Origin of the sequence: Kluyvera georgiana ATCC 51603, assembly GCF_001654985.1 — a bacterium.
In the GTDB taxonomy this organism is placed as follows: Bacteria; Pseudomonadota; Gammaproteobacteria; order Enterobacterales; family Enterobacteriaceae; genus Kluyvera; species Kluyvera georgiana.
Window position 1 is genome coordinate 15,567 of the sequence record NZ_LXEU01000067.1, and the last position, 12,529, is coordinate 28,095.

General features: G+C 58.9%; 14 protein-coding genes. 6 read left to right on the plus strand and 8 right to left on the minus strand.

The window, feature by feature from the left end:
* Positions 1-120: 120 nt before the first annotated feature.
* Both M989_RS16650 and bglB read left to right on the plus strand, forming a co-directional pair.
* A complete protein-coding gene (locus tag M989_RS16650) occupies positions 121-2,532 on the plus strand; it encodes a hypothetical protein (protein ID WP_064547071.1) in 2,412 nt (803 codons plus the stop codon).
* Complete coding sequence (gene bglB / locus M989_RS16655) at positions 2,529-3,608, plus strand: beta-galactosidase BglB (RefSeq protein ID WP_064547073.1); 1,080 nt, start codon at positions 2,529-2,531, stop codon at positions 3,606-3,608. The genes M989_RS16650 and bglB overlap by 4 nt, the downstream gene beginning before the upstream one ends.
* 98 nt (positions 3,609-3,706) lie before the next feature.
* Here bglB and M989_RS16660 read toward each other — a convergent pair whose 3' ends face one another.
* The 4 genes from M989_RS16660 to M989_RS16675 all read right to left on the minus strand — a co-directional run bounded on the left by M989_RS16660 (position 3,707) and on the right by M989_RS16675 (position 6,226).
* Positions 3,707-3,976, minus strand: coding sequence for a putative Se/S carrier protein (locus M989_RS16660; protein WP_064547075.1), 270 nt, complete (start codon positions 3,974-3,976; stop codon positions 3,707-3,709).
* Positions 3,973-4,734 (minus strand): putative 2-hydroxyacyl-CoA dehydratase activator YjiL, encoded by a 762-nt coding sequence (yjiL, locus tag M989_RS16665; protein WP_064547077.1) that lies wholly within the window; start codon positions 4,732-4,734, stop codon positions 3,973-3,975. The genes M989_RS16660 and yjiL overlap by 4 nt, the downstream gene beginning before the upstream one ends.
* 8 nt (positions 4,735-4,742) lie before the next feature.
* Positions 4,743-5,894 (minus strand): double-cubane-cluster-containing anaerobic reductase, encoded by a 1,152-nt coding sequence (locus M989_RS16670; RefSeq protein WP_064547079.1) that lies wholly within the window; start codon positions 5,892-5,894, stop codon positions 4,743-4,745.
* An 89-nt stretch (positions 5,895-5,983) separates the two neighbouring features.
* Complete coding sequence (locus tag M989_RS16675; protein WP_064547081.1) at positions 5,984-6,226, minus strand: DUF2164 domain-containing protein; 243 nt, start codon at positions 6,224-6,226, stop codon at positions 5,984-5,986.
* A 112-nt stretch (positions 6,227-6,338) separates the two neighbouring features.
* On the opposite strand from M989_RS16675, the gene M989_RS16680 reads away from it, so the two are divergent.
* Positions 6,339-7,283, plus strand: coding sequence for a TauD/TfdA dioxygenase family protein (locus M989_RS16680; protein ID WP_064547083.1), 945 nt, complete (start codon positions 6,339-6,341; stop codon positions 7,281-7,283).
* A gap of 58 nt (positions 7,284-7,341) precedes the next feature.
* Here M989_RS16680 and symE read toward each other — a convergent pair whose 3' ends face one another.
* The gene (gene symE / locus M989_RS16685; RefSeq protein ID WP_064547085.1) at positions 7,342-7,680 is read right to left on the minus strand and encodes an endoribonuclease SymE; all 339 of its coding nucleotides are present in this window, start codon (positions 7,678-7,680) and stop codon (positions 7,342-7,344) included.
* 264 nt (positions 7,681-7,944) lie between these two features.
* Between symE and M989_RS16690 the strand changes: the two genes are divergently transcribed.
* Together M989_RS16690 and M989_RS16695 are read left to right on the plus strand one after the other, a co-directional pair.
* Positions 7,945-8,679, plus strand: coding sequence for a Fic family protein (locus tag M989_RS16690; protein ID WP_064547087.1), 735 nt, complete (start codon positions 7,945-7,947; stop codon positions 8,677-8,679).
* Positions 8,680-8,796: 117 nt separating this feature from the next.
* The gene (locus tag M989_RS16695; protein ID WP_064547089.1) at positions 8,797-9,216 is read left to right on the plus strand and encodes a helix-turn-helix domain-containing protein; all 420 of its coding nucleotides are present in this window, start codon (positions 8,797-8,799) and stop codon (positions 9,214-9,216) included.
* A gap of 63 nt (positions 9,217-9,279) precedes the next feature.
* On the opposite strand, the gene M989_RS16700 is transcribed toward M989_RS16695, so the two are convergent.
* A complete protein-coding gene (locus M989_RS16700) occupies positions 9,280-10,692 on the minus strand; it encodes an aminotransferase-like domain-containing protein (RefSeq protein WP_064547091.1) in 1,413 nt (470 codons plus the stop codon).
* Between the two features lie 178 nt (positions 10,693-10,870).
* Here M989_RS16700 and M989_RS16705 point away from each other — a divergent pair, with 178 nt between their 5' ends.
* The gene (locus M989_RS16705; protein ID WP_064547093.1) at positions 10,871-11,035 is read left to right on the plus strand and encodes a DUF1127 domain-containing protein; all 165 of its coding nucleotides are present in this window, start codon (positions 10,871-10,873) and stop codon (positions 11,033-11,035) included.
* Positions 11,036-11,075: 40 nt separating this feature from the next.
* Here the strand turns inward: M989_RS16705 and M989_RS16710 are convergent, their stop codons facing one another.
* Positions 11,076-11,717: a LysE family translocator gene (locus M989_RS16710; RefSeq protein ID WP_064547094.1), complete on the minus strand. Its 642-nt coding sequence runs from the start codon at positions 11,715-11,717 to the stop codon at positions 11,076-11,078.
* 47 nt (positions 11,718-11,764) lie between these two features.
* Positions 11,765-12,508 carry a helix-turn-helix transcriptional regulator gene (locus M989_RS16715; protein WP_064547195.1) on the minus strand — a complete coding sequence of 248 codons (744 nt, stop codon included), beginning with the start codon at positions 12,506-12,508 and terminating at the stop codon, positions 11,765-11,767.
* Between the last annotated feature and the right edge of the window lie 21 nt (positions 12,509-12,529).

The window sequence follows — 12,529 nt, forward strand, 5'->3', positions numbered from 1 at the left end:
GGTAAGAGATTGTGAATGACCAGGCAGTTCCGCGAAGGCGCGCGCTCCAGCGTGTAGCGTGCTTCCCATCCTTTCCAGAAAATAGCGCTTAATTACTTAGCGGTTATTGAGGAAACAACGATGAGGCTGATTGCGGGCGAGGCGCTGACGCGCTTTACGGTGTCACTGCCGCATAATGAGCGGTTTGCCGAATTCTTTACCGGTGAATCGGTAGATGAGCCGATGGACTATCAGTTCGCCAACGGCAAAGGCCCGGCGCAGGAATCCTTCTGCCGACGCATCTTCCGTCGCGACGCGGCCCAGCGCACGGTGTCACCAGCGCGTGCCCTTCCGGCGGCGGCCATTACCTGGACCGGAGCCAGCGATACCGTCACCTTCTCCGGCGTGCAAAACGTAGCCACCCACTGCCAGCGCTGGCTGCGTGTGACGCTGCATGCGCCGCAGGCAGGCGATTATCCCTTCGAGATTGCCACCTGCGGCGGCGTGCGTATCTGGCGTGATGAACAGCAGGCCGTATGTTTTACGCCGTTCACCCGCAACGCGCTGCAAACGCAGGTTGTTGATATTGCGCTTCAGCAGGGGGAAAACGCGCTGCTGATTCATCTCGATGAGCTGTTTGAGCGCGACACGATCTTTGCTTTGCGCATGATCTACCTCGGCGACACGCCGCTGGACGCGACGCTACCGGGCGTGAATAACGCTGACGTCGACACGCTTCAGGCGGTGCTGGACTCGCTGCCCGCCACGGCGACCGCGCAGCATCAGCGGCTGTATCTGCCCTGCCTGGCAGATTGTGTGCTGCATCTGCGCGGCGCTATCCATAGCCTGGGTAACGACGTCATTGCAACCTGTCCGCTGGATTTCGGCTCGGTCATGACTGGCCAAACGGGGCTAACGCTACCCCTCCCGGCAAGCGTTGAAATGGGACACTACCGTCTTGAACTAACCGCCCGTTCGGGCGACGTCACGATGAGCCGCAACCTGAGCCTCACCGTGCTGGCCGACGACCTCCTGCCCGGTGGTGAAGGCGTGCTGGAGACTCGTAAGCGCGTGGCCCTGAGCTATATCGCCGAACACGGCGTGCCGCGTACCGGGCGTTTACTGGCGATGCTGCACGTCGGCGACAGCGGCCCGCAGGTGCAGGAGCTGCTGATAAGCACGCTGCAGCGAATCAGCGCCCGCCAGGACTGCTCGGATTTCTCGATGGTGCCGCTGCTGTGGATCTGGCATGACTTCCACGGCGAACACTTCCCGGCGGTGCTGTGGAAGCGCGTGCGTTCCGCCATCGTGGGCTATCGCTACTGGTATGACGAACTGGGCAACGATGTGATGTGGTACTGGAGCGAGAATCACGCGCTCTGTTTCCACACCGCTCAGTACCTCGCCGGGCAGATGTTCCCTGACGATCTGTTTACCGCATCGGGGCGTCGCGGTCGCGAGCAGCAAGCGATCGCCACCCAGCGTCTGCATGCCTGGTTTGATGCGGTTGAGCAGCAGGGTTTCGTGGAGTGGAATTCGGCCCCGTATTACCCGGTAGACTACATCGGCCTGTTCGCGCTCTATCAACTGGCCGACGACGCCACGCTGCGCCAGCGTGCTCGCCATCTGATTGACCGCCTGATGATGACCAGCGCGCTGCACTACCAGTCCGGCATTGCCGCGGGCACCATGGGCCGTGTCTATGAGAAAGAGCTGCTGGCGAGCCAGATGAGCGAGCTTTCCGCCTTTGGTCACGTCGCCTGGGGCGGTGGCCACGTTAACCGCAAATGCGCCTCGCTGCCGTTCTTTTGCCTGAGCGACTATGTGCCACCCCTGGAATCCGCCCGCTATGCGCGTCTGAATCACGGCACGCTGAGCGCCCACTACCAGTGCGGCGGCGGCAAGATTGTGGCGTGGAAGCAGCCGGCGGTGAGCCTCTCCAGCTGTGTCGATCATCATACCGGCGCGCGTGGGCATCAGCAGCATCTGGTTGATGTGCAGTTTGCTACGCGACCGGACGCTCGCCTGTGGATTAACCACCCCGGCGACGTTGCGCCGGGCAGCGAAGCGCGTCCTTCCTTCTGGGCCGGTAACGGCGTGCTGCCGCGGGTAATGCAGGTAGAAAACCGGACGCTGATGCTGTGGCGGTTAGACGAACATGACGTGCTGGGCTGGACGCATCTCCATCTGTGCAGTGAGGCCTATGATGAGGTTCGCCCGCTGGCGCAAGGCTACGCGGTGCGCGCGGGTCAGGCCTTTGCCGCCGTGCTCTGCTCGCAGCCGCTGATGGTCAACGGTGACGAAGTTCGCGCCGAAGGCCGCCGCGTTGCGTGGTGGCTGGAAGTGGGCGAGGGCGATTTTGACGCCTTCTGCCAGCGCGTTCAGGGGCTGCGCATTGTGCTGCAAGAGAATAGCGCGAACGTTCACGATGACCGACAAACGCTGATGCAACTGAGCTGGCTGGGTGAATGCCTGTACAACGGCACAACCGCCGCGTTCCCGACGCTGGTGGGCAATGAACTTCAGATTACGCTGTCAGGAGACGCACAATGAACAAGGCAACATTAAGCCGTCTGCTGGAGCAGGTGGTTCAGGGCTTCTGCCGCCTGAAAAATATGGGCGAAGTTGACACCAGCGGAGGCGAAGGTTTTGCTATCCGCTTTGAAGAGTGGGAATGGGAAGTGGGCGTGGGCCTGTATGGTTTCTGGCAGTACGCCCGTCAGCAGAATGATGCCAATCTGCAACGGTCGATCCTCACCTGGTATGAAGATCAGCTGGCGAAAGGGCTGCCGGAGATTCAGATCAACACCACCGCGCCGATGATCACCCTGGCGCTGGTCGCCGGGCATAGCGGACGTGACGATCTGCTGAAGGTGGTCAACGACTGGGCCGATTCACTGCTGCGCACGCTGCCGAAAACCGAAGAGGGCGGGTTCCAGCACGTGGTGAAAGAGCAGCCGAACACCGGCCATCTGTGGGACGACACGCTGTTTATGACCTGCCTGTTCCTCGGCACGGCGGGCGTAGTGCTCAAGCGCAAGGATCTGATCGACGAAGCGTCATACCAGTTCCTGCTGCATACCCGCTATCTGTGCGAACCGGCGAGCGGCCTGTGGTATCACGGCTGGACGTTCGTCGGCAAGCACCACTTCTCGGAAGCCTTCTGGGGGCGCGGCAACGCGTGGATCACCGTGGCGATCCCGGAATTTATCGCCCTGCTCGGCGACAGCCTCGACGCCAGCGTAAAGCGCTATCTCTCGGTGGTGGTGGCGCGTCAGGTTAACACGCTGTGTGAGTTACAGGCTGACAACGGCATGTGGCACACACTGCTCGACGATCCGCTGTCGCCGCAGGAATCCTCCGCCACCGCCGGGATCGCTTACGGCATGCTGCGCGGCGTGCGGATGGGGATCCTCGACGAAAAGGTCGCCGAAAACGCCATGCGCGCCTGGCATGCGCTGCGCGACAGGATCGACGAAGGCGGGATCGTGCTGGAAGCCTCGAAAGGGACGATGGTCGGCCCGGATCTGCAATACTACTGCGACATCGCCATGGCCCCGGTGCCGTATGCCCAGGCGCTGATGATGCTGCTGCTGCTGGAGCTGCAGCAGGAGAAGTGGAGCCATTAAGCGGCGGGGCGTGCCGGATGGCGCTGCGCTTATCCGGCCTACGGGCGATTCTGTAGGTCGGGTAAGGCGAAGCCGCCACCCGGCAAAACCCTGGGCGGTTATGCTTCGCCCGGGTTGTGTGATGATGCAGAGAATGCGTGCAACAGCTGAAAACCCTCGTCGCAGCGGTAAATACTCTCCGTCGCGCCGGGAATCACCCAGCGTCGTTCTTCACCCTGCGGGCAATACAGATAAATACATAGCCCGCAGCCGCCGCGCAGCTGGCGCGGGATATCGGCCACCCGAAAGGTGATGCCCGCCGCCTGGAGCGCTTTACGGGTTTGCACCACGCCAAGCGTGGAGTGAAACAAAAACAGATACTCCGTCATTTTCTCACCCGCTGCCCGATCATCGCCGCGCCAATCGCCCCGGCAAACTGCGCGTCCGGGTGCGTCTGCACCGGCAGGTTCACGTGCGCCGACAGCATTCTGCCAAACGCCGCACAGTGGCTAACGCCGCCGGTAAACAGCAGCGGCCCCTGCGCCGACAGCCTGCCGATAAAGTTGGCGCTGCGCCGCGCCATGGCGTTGACGATGCCCGCCAGAATCGCTTCCGGCGGCACGCCCGCCGAGCGCAGGCTGATCACCTCGGACTCGGCAAACACCGTGCACATGCTGGTAATGGCGTGGGGTTCAACGCCTTCCGTCAGCGCATCCAGTTGCTCGACGCTGGCCCCTAGCGTGCGGGAAATCACTTCCAGAAAACGCCCGGTGCCCGCCGCGCACTTGTCATTCATCAGGAAATCGGTGAGATTGCCCTCTTCATCCAGCTGAATCACCTTGCTGTCCTGACCACCAATATCAATCACCGTGCGGGTTTCCGGCAGCAGCAGCCGCGCGCCGCGCCCATGGCAGGAGATCTCCGTCACCTGCTTGTCGGCAAAATCAACCAGTTGGCGGCCATAGCCGGTGAGCGTTAAAAAGGGTCGCGTTGCCAGCCCGGCGCACAGTGTCTCCCACGCCTCAACGATCGCCTCGGCGGGGCGAAACGGCGTTGGGCAGAGGAAGCGGCGACGAATTTCGCCGTCTTCCAGCAGGATGCCTTTGGTGGCGGTTGACCCTGAATCAATGCCTATTGATAATGTCACGCGCGCTCCTACAGCATTTCAATAAAGGCCGCGACGCGGGTGCTAAGCTGACCGATATCAGCGGTGGAGTAGTCGGTTTCAATGGCAATGTAGGGAAGGTTATGCTGCTGGCGTACGTGGCGCTTAATCGCCATCGATTCAACGGCATAGGTATGGCAGGCCTGCAAAATCACGTCGACCACGCCATCGGCCTGATACTCTTCCACCATCTGGCTGAGCAACGTTAAGCGCTGGTCGTTCGGTGAGATACACGAGCAGCCAATAGCGAGGTACTTGTCGGTAAGTGCGTCGTACACGTCGCCGTCCTCGTTGACGCAGCGCTCGGTGGCTTTGGCCCCGGTGCAGTTTTCAAAACCAACCACCCAGCCGCCGTTATCCTCAATGGCTTTCACCACTTTCTCCGCCGCGCCGCCGATCGGGCAGCCGGTGATCAGAATGCGCGGGCGGGCGTCCAGCCGCTTGCCGCTTTCCCACTCCTGACGCACGCGTTCGGCCATGCTGTTCAGCTCGTCAATCAGCGACTCTTTATCGAAGCGGAAGGTCGCGCCGTATACCACTTTCAGAATGTCGCTGCCGCTGAGCGCCGGAGGATTGAGTTGCCCGACGTGGTAAAAGTTAGCCAGCGCCCGGCGCTCGCGGTTTTTGAGGGCGATGGCCTCGCGCAGGGAGGCTTCGGTAATCGCCGTGCCAAAACGTGCTTCAACCGCCTGCTGGAGGCGCAGAATTTCCGCTTTCCACAGCGCGCGGGAGGCGGCATCGGCGGCGCTGTTCGGCAACTGCATCACGTGTACCGGCTTAAACTCGGCCATGTACTCGTACATCTTCTTCTTGCCGTCGCAGGTGGTTTCACCGACCACCAGATCGGAGAAATAAAAGTAGGGGCATTTATCGGTTTTGCCGAAGCCGTAGCTGCTTTTGATCAGCGGGCAGAGGTTGCGTGGCAGGTCTTTCTCAGCCTCTTCAATGGTTTCATCAGAGGTGGAGCACAGCGAGACCACCACCGCGCCCGCCGCCATCGGAATTTCCTGCGGCATAAAGGTGCAGTAGGTGCCGACCAGCGGCGTGCCTTGCTCTTTGAGATCCATCACGGTGAGAAAGCCTTTCTGGCGGGCTTCGGAGAACTGATCGAAAATGGCGGGTAGATCGGTGATAAGCGACATGATTTTCCTTCCCCGTAACACGGGAGACGATAAAATGAGTCGCTATTATAACCACGTATAATTTGTGGTTATATTGATCCGCGATCCACTTAGAGAATTTTCTTCAGATCCATCTCTTCCTGAATGCGTTCGCTCCACGCGAAGTGGGTACGAATCGCTTCATCAATCCCGGCGTTATAAAAGGCCGGCCCCAGTTTTTCGATAATAAAATCAATAAAGAACTCGGCGTCGAACTGCTCCAGCTCGAGATCGAACTGTTTTTCGCAGTAGTCGGTCAACTGGTCGCGCAGCTTCTCGCGTTCGGCAGGGGTAAGGGTGATTTCCGTGGTCATAGTGGCTCCTGTGTATTGCCGTCTGGCAGCTATCAATATCACAAACTCGACTTTGTCACCCGCCTGGATATTTCTATATTCGGGTTTCTGACGATTTTAAAGGGGCGCAATCATGACTGTTGTGAATACTGCTGATACCGATTTTCCTTTATTAAATTTACGCCGCGTGGCGGGCAATATCGGCGCGGAGATCCGCGATATCCGTCTTTCCGCCGAGCTGGATGTGGAGACCTTTGCCCAACTGGAAGCGGCGCTGGTTAAATACAAAGTGCTGTTCTTCCGCCAGCAAAGTCATCTTACCGATGCCGAGCATCAGGCCTTCGGCGCGCGTTTTGGCAAAGTTGTCGCCCACCCGACGGTCCCTTCTCCGGAAGGCACCAAACTGTTCGAACTCGACGCCTCCAAAGGCGGCGGCCGCGCCGACTCCTGGCACACCGACGTCACCTTCGTTGACGCCTTCCCGAAAGTCTCCATCCTGCGCGGCGTCACCATCCCGGAATACGGCGGCGACACCGTGTGGGCCAACACCGCCCGTGCCTACGAACAACTGCCGGAGACGCTCAAGCGCTTCGTCGACACCTTGCGCGCGGTGCACAGCAATGACTATGACTACGGCGCTGAACGCGTCGTCGTCGAAAGCCACCGCCTGGCGCATCACCAGAAGGTGTTTGTCTCTTCGGTATGGGAAGCCGAACACCCGGTGGTGCACGTCCACCCGGTCAGCGGCGAACGTGCGTTGTTACTCGGGCATTTTGTCAAACGGCTGGTGGGCTTCAGCTCGCGGGAATCCGCACAGTTATTCGAGCTGCTGCAAAACCGCATCACCCGCCTCGACAATACCGTGCGCTGGCAGTGGCAGCAGGGCGACGTGGTGATTTGGGACAACCGCAGCACCCAGCATTACGCGGTGAACGACTACGGCACCCAGCCGCGCGTGGTGCGCCGTGTGACGGTGGAAGGGGAGATTGCGGTGGGGGTGGATGGGAGCAAAAGCCGCACGGTTTCAAAACCGCAGGATGCGGCGAATGGGGAAGGAGCGGTGAGCGCGGCGTCATAGCGCTCGAACGTTAGGCCGGGTAAGCGCAGCGCCACCCGGCGATTTTCACCTGCGGTATTTATGCTTCCCGTCTTAGCGGTTTGCCTGAAATAACCCCGATAAACTCCTGCACCTGACGCTGTTTACGCGCCGACAGCTTGCAAACCCGCTGCAGCGACTGCATCAGTTCCGGCTCCGGCTGTTTTGCCGTCAGCACAATACAGCCGTTCATTACCTTTACGTCGACTTCGGTGCCGGTGGCGAAACCGGCGGCTTCCAGCCACTGCCCCTTCATGGTGAGCGCGGGGATGCGGGTATAATTCGGATAACGGCTCGCATAACTCACGGTTAAGTGACGGTTATTTGTTGGGGAGACTTCTGGATCGCACGGATCTGCAATAGAATGGGTATCAGTCATGACTGCTATTCTCCTGGAATAGTGATTGTGATTAGCGAGGCGCTCGTGTTCCACCACGGGCGTCTTGCGTTAAAAAAAAACACCTGTAAATATAACCAGTCATACCCGCCTAATCCAGTTAAAAAAATGCACCTTGTATTAAGATCCGCTGCAAACCCTTCAGATAAACCCCCTCTTTTCATCAGCACCGTATTGACGATTATTTTATCGTTGTGGCAAAACTGTGGAATACTGTCACGTAAAACCGTTACAAGGACTCAACGCATGACGACCGAACTGCTGGGACTCACCTGGGATAGCACTGTAGTTCCTGCCGTCCAGAATCCAGGCACTCGCGTGGCGCTATTCACCTTCAAAACGCACCTGGCGGGTTTCGTCTGGGATGCCGCGCAGCTGGAAAATAACCCGTACACCTTTGTCGAGGTGAAAACCCTTCTCGACGGCGTGACCGTGGGTGGGCATAAGGTCAGCGATACCGAGCAGGTGCTGAACCTGGCCGACAGCAGTAAAAAACTGATTGAGCTGGTGCAAACCGGGCGTTTTGGGCTGGATAAAAAAACGTTCACCTTGCTGCATGGCATTATTGCCCGCAACGAAGCGCTGGAGTGGGGCGTCTTTCGTGGGGAAGGTGAGGAACTGCACTATAACGCGCGTGTTCATCTCGGGGAGCTGGGGACGCATTTCCCGCCAGCAACCGAAGCGGGCGCACCAGAGCTGAACCGCATTTTTGCCGAGGGCGTTAGCCAGATTAAAGCGTTGCCGCCGTTTGAAGGCGCTCTGGCGATGTTTCTGTTCGGCGCGTACTTCCAGTTCTTCTTCGACGGCAACAAACGTACCAGCCGCCACATGATGAACGGCTGGTTGATGATGCATGGCTACAATCCTATCAGCATCCCTGCCGCTCGCGCGCTGGAGTTTAATGGCAAAATGGTCCGCTTCTATCACAGCAAAGATGCCACCGAGATGATGGCGTTTCTGGCAGAGTGCTACACGTTGTAGGTCCGGTTCCATCGCCACCTTCATTTGGGTACTAACAAAACAGATACCGTCTTCTTTTAAATGGGTTCTTTGATGGACTTATTATCACCATGCCCGCTATTACAGGGAGAACAAAGAATGAACACGAACGCTGCAAAAGCCATTGAAGCCACCAAACAGCTCGTCGCTGCGGTTCCTTTCCTGGGAGATAGCGTTTCTGAAAGCGATTATCGCGAAGCGCTGGCGCTGGTGGACTACCTGATCGAAAACGACGATGAGAACCCGCTTATCGACTTTCTGGCGAGCAAAATCGCGGACTACGAAGATAACAGCGAACGCTTTGCGGAATTCAACAAAGCTGTTGCTGAGATGCCGGTTGGTGTTGCGTTGCTGCGTACTCTGATTGGTCAGCACAAGCTGTCTTATGCTGACCTGAAAGAGGAGATCGGCTCTAAATCACTGGTGAGCCAGATCTTATCCGGCCAGCGTTCTCTGACCATCGCACACATAAAGGCGTTATCCGCGCGTTTTGGCGTGAAACCCGAGTGGTTCTTTTAACCGCCATAATGAATGAGGCCGCCCTTGGGCGGCCTGACATCAACGATGGGCGGTGGACTCATCTCACTCCATCGCCACCTTCACCGCCTCTCCCAGCTGCACCATCACCTCGCGATGCTTCTCGATCGGTGGCAGGGCGCAGTTGATCCTTAAGCAGTTCCGGTATTTCCCCGATGCCGAAAACAGCGATCCCGGCGCGACCTGGATCTTCATTCGGCACAGCTGCTGAGCGACGCACACCATATCGACCTGCTCCGGCAGCTCTACCCACAGCATAAAGCCACCGGTCGGGCGGGTCACGCAGATTCCGCAGGGGAAAAACTCGCGCAGCCAGCAGGTGTAGATCTCCAGGTTGCGCTGGTAGATCTGGCGCATACGACGTACATGGCGGTGGTAGTGGCCTTCGCGGATAAAGTTGGACGCCGCCAGCTGCGTGGAGGGGACGTTGGTGCCGCTGGCGGCATACTTCATCTGCAACAGCTTATCGTAATAGCGACCGGGGGCTATCCAGCCGATGCGCAGGCCAGGCGCGATGGTTTTGGTAAACGAGCTACATAGCATCACCCGGCCGTCGATATCCCACGAGTGGATGGTGCGCGGACGCGGGTACTCGGTGGCCAGTTCGCCGTAGATGTCGTCCTCGAAAATCACAATATCGTAGCGCTGCGCCAGGTTTAGCATCGCGCGTTTGCGGGCGTCGGGCATGATAAAGCCCTGCGGGTTGTTACAGTTAGGGACGAGGATCACCCCTTTAATCGGCCACTGATCCAGCGCCATCTCCAGCGCTTCGATGCTGATCCCGGTGTTGGGATCGGTGGGGATCTCGATCGCTTTAAGTCCTAAACCGCGCAACAGCTGCATGGTGCCGTAATAGGTGGGGGATTCCACGGCGATAATATCGCCCGGCTGGCATACCGACAGCAGCGCCAGCGACAGCGCGCTGTGGCAGCCGCTGGTGATGATCAGATCGTCGGCGGTGACCACCGATCCGCCGTCGAGCATCAGGCGGGCGATCTGTTCACGCAGTTCGCGGCGACCGGCCAGCTCGTCGTAGCTCAGCACGTCGACAATATTGTGCTGGATCACCCGGCTCATCTCGCGCCACAGCGGCTTCAGGCTGGGCTGGGTGACGTCCGGCGAGCCTCCGCCGAAGGGGATGATCGATTTGTCATTGCGGGCGTCGAGCATGTTCAACACCTGATCCCACTGGGTGATCTCCACCGGGCGCTGTACCGGGCGCGACATCGGCGGCACCGGCGGTTGGGCTTTTTGCGGTGCGACGAAGTAGCCGGAGCGCGGCTGCGGGGTGATCAGCTGGCGTTGTTCCAGCGTCTGATACGCCTGCTGTACGGTACTGATGCTAACGCCGTGTTCCTGGCTCAGGCTGCGTACGGAAGGCAACTTTTCGCCGTGGCGATACAGCCCTTGTTCAATCCGCTCGGCCAGCAGGTTGGCCAGATGTTGGTAACGCGTCATTGCTGTATCCCCGTTTGTCGCCATACAGATGAAAAAACCAGTACAGTCAGGCGAAAAAAACCGCACGCAGGTATCGTTTTAGCGATTCTGTATGTTAAAGAAAAGTGTTTTTTGAATCTGTATTGCAACAGCAGAAATCCGCGAAGATAAAGCCTCTGGCAAGGTGAGGAGGCAAAGTATGGAATTTCATGAGAACCGGGCAAGACAGCCATTTATCGGCTTTGTACTGGTGTGGCGTTTTATCAAAACATGGTGGCGCGTGCAGCAAACGCGCCGCGTATTGCAGCGAATGAGCGACGAACAGCTGAGAGATGTGGGCTTACGACGAGATGAACTGCATTAACATTTGGGCGGCGTCGCCGAACACGCCGCCCATTCTCGTTTTAGCCGAGGATAAATTGCCACAGGATCCAGCCGCCAAAGCCGATCAGGATACCGCCCGCGGCGCGTTCGATTTTCCAGATCAGATTCCCCAGCCGCCGCTGAACCTGCGGCAGCGCGAGTAGTATCACCAGCAGTAAATCCCACAGCAGCACCACGCTGGTCATCCAGATACCGCAGGCCGCCTGTTGCGCCACGGTGACGTTCGGCCCAAGCAGCGCGGTCATCAGCGCCAGATAAAACAGCGCGTTTTTCGGGTTCAGTAGCGAAGAGCCGAGCCCTAAAAGCAGCTGTTTCGCGAGCGAGGGGCAGATTTGTGCGGAGTGGCGCCATTCGAGCGGTGCGGCGCGGCTTTTCAGCAACGCGTAGCCTATCCACAGCAGATAGGCGGCGCCCAGTAGCTCAATGATGTCAAAGAGCAGCGGCGCCTGGCGCAGCAGCCCGGAGCCAATTACCACCAGCAGGATATACAACCCGTTGCCCGCCGCGATGCCCAGGCACAGCCCGACGCTGCCGCGCAGGCGATAACGGACGGCATAGCCCACCAGTAAAAAGAAATCCGGCCCGGGGCTCAGCAGCGCCATAAAATGCGCCAGCGCCAGCGCGGGAAACGCCGGGGGAAGTAACGTTGTGACCTGTTCCATAGCGACCTCAGTGAAAATACTGAAGGCAGCTTATGCTGGCTTACGCGCTAATTATTGTCGGATATTGATCGGCCAAGCGCGTACTGGCGCGGCGTGGCGGCGGTGTAGCTGACGAAGGTTTTATGGAAATGACTCTGGTCGGCAAAGCCGCTTTGGTAGGCGACATCGGCGATATCGTCCCCGGCGCGCAGCCGCGCTTTGGCGTATTCCACGCGGGAAACGTTGAGAAAACTGCCGGGAGTCAGCCCCGTGTCCTGTTTGAAGGTACGGATTAAGGTCTCTTTACGCAGTGAGAGTCGCTGAGCGAGATCGTCGAGCGAAGGGGGACACGCGGGATCGGATAACAGCGCTTGCTGGACCTGCTGGCTGGTTGGGCGAAGCGCATCGCCGACATCAACGCGTAGGGTGAGGGCGGCTAATAGCGCGTCGACGGCTGCCGTCGACATCTGCTCAACGACGGCAAGATAAAGACCGAACAGCGCCTCGCTGCGAATATGCTGCTGCGCGAGGGGAAGTTCGGTGTCCAGGTAGAGCATATGATAGCTGCGGGCTTGCCCCAACAGCGGGTTACAGCTATGCGGCACGTGCGGCGGGATGACGATGATATCGCCGGGGCGCAGCAGGTACTGCTGACCGTGGCATACGCAGCGCGTTTGTCCTTCCACTATCGCACCAATCGACAGCTGCGCGTGGCTATGGCGTTTATAAGGCTGCGTACTCTGCCAGGTGCTGCGCAGTTCCAGCCCGCGATGACGGGTAAAAGTTTGCTGTATATCGCGCGCAGTGGTCATGGGATCGTCCAAAGAGATTTG

What these genes read in the sequence shown, in the direction of transcription:
- symE (WP_064547085.1), bottom strand. Translation starts at nt 7,680, where the DNA reads ATGACTGATACCCATTCTATTGCAGATCCGTGCGATCCAGAAGTCTCC.
- M989_RS16690 (WP_064547087.1), top strand. Translation starts at nt 7,945, where the DNA reads ATGACGACCGAACTGCTGGGACTCACCTGGGATAGCACTGTAGTTCCT.
- M989_RS16700 (WP_064547091.1), bottom strand. Translation starts at nt 10,692, where the DNA reads ATGACGCGTTACCAACATCTGGCCAACCTGCTGGCCGAGCGGATTGAA.
- M989_RS16675 (WP_064547081.1), bottom strand. Translation starts at nt 6,226, where the DNA reads ATGACCACGGAAATCACCCTTACCCCTGCCGAACGCGAGAAGCTGCGC.
- M989_RS16680 (WP_064547083.1), top strand. Translation starts at nt 6,339, where the DNA reads ATGACTGTTGTGAATACTGCTGATACCGATTTTCCTTTATTAAATTTA.
- M989_RS16660 (WP_064547075.1), bottom strand. Translation starts at nt 3,976, where the DNA reads ATGACGGAGTATCTGTTTTTGTTTCACTCCACGCTTGGCGTGGTGCAA.
- M989_RS16670 (WP_064547079.1), bottom strand. Translation starts at nt 5,894, where the DNA reads ATGTCGCTTATCACCGATCTACCCGCCATTTTCGATCAGTTCTCCGAA.
- bglB (WP_064547073.1), top strand. Translation starts at nt 2,529, where the DNA reads ATGAACAAGGCAACATTAAGCCGTCTGCTGGAGCAGGTGGTTCAGGGC.
- M989_RS16710 (WP_064547094.1), bottom strand. Translation starts at nt 11,717, where the DNA reads ATGGAACAGGTCACAACGTTACTTCCCCCGGCGTTTCCCGCGCTGGCG.
- M989_RS16705 (WP_064547093.1), top strand. Translation starts at nt 10,871, where the DNA reads ATGGAATTTCATGAGAACCGGGCAAGACAGCCATTTATCGGCTTTGTA.
- M989_RS16715 (WP_064547195.1), bottom strand. Translation starts at nt 12,508, where the DNA reads ATGACCACTGCGCGCGATATACAGCAAACTTTTACCCGTCATCGCGGG.
- M989_RS16650 (WP_064547071.1), top strand. Translation starts at nt 121, where the DNA reads ATGAGGCTGATTGCGGGCGAGGCGCTGACGCGCTTTACGGTGTCACTG.
- M989_RS16695 (WP_064547089.1), top strand. Translation starts at nt 8,797, where the DNA reads ATGAACACGAACGCTGCAAAAGCCATTGAAGCCACCAAACAGCTCGTC.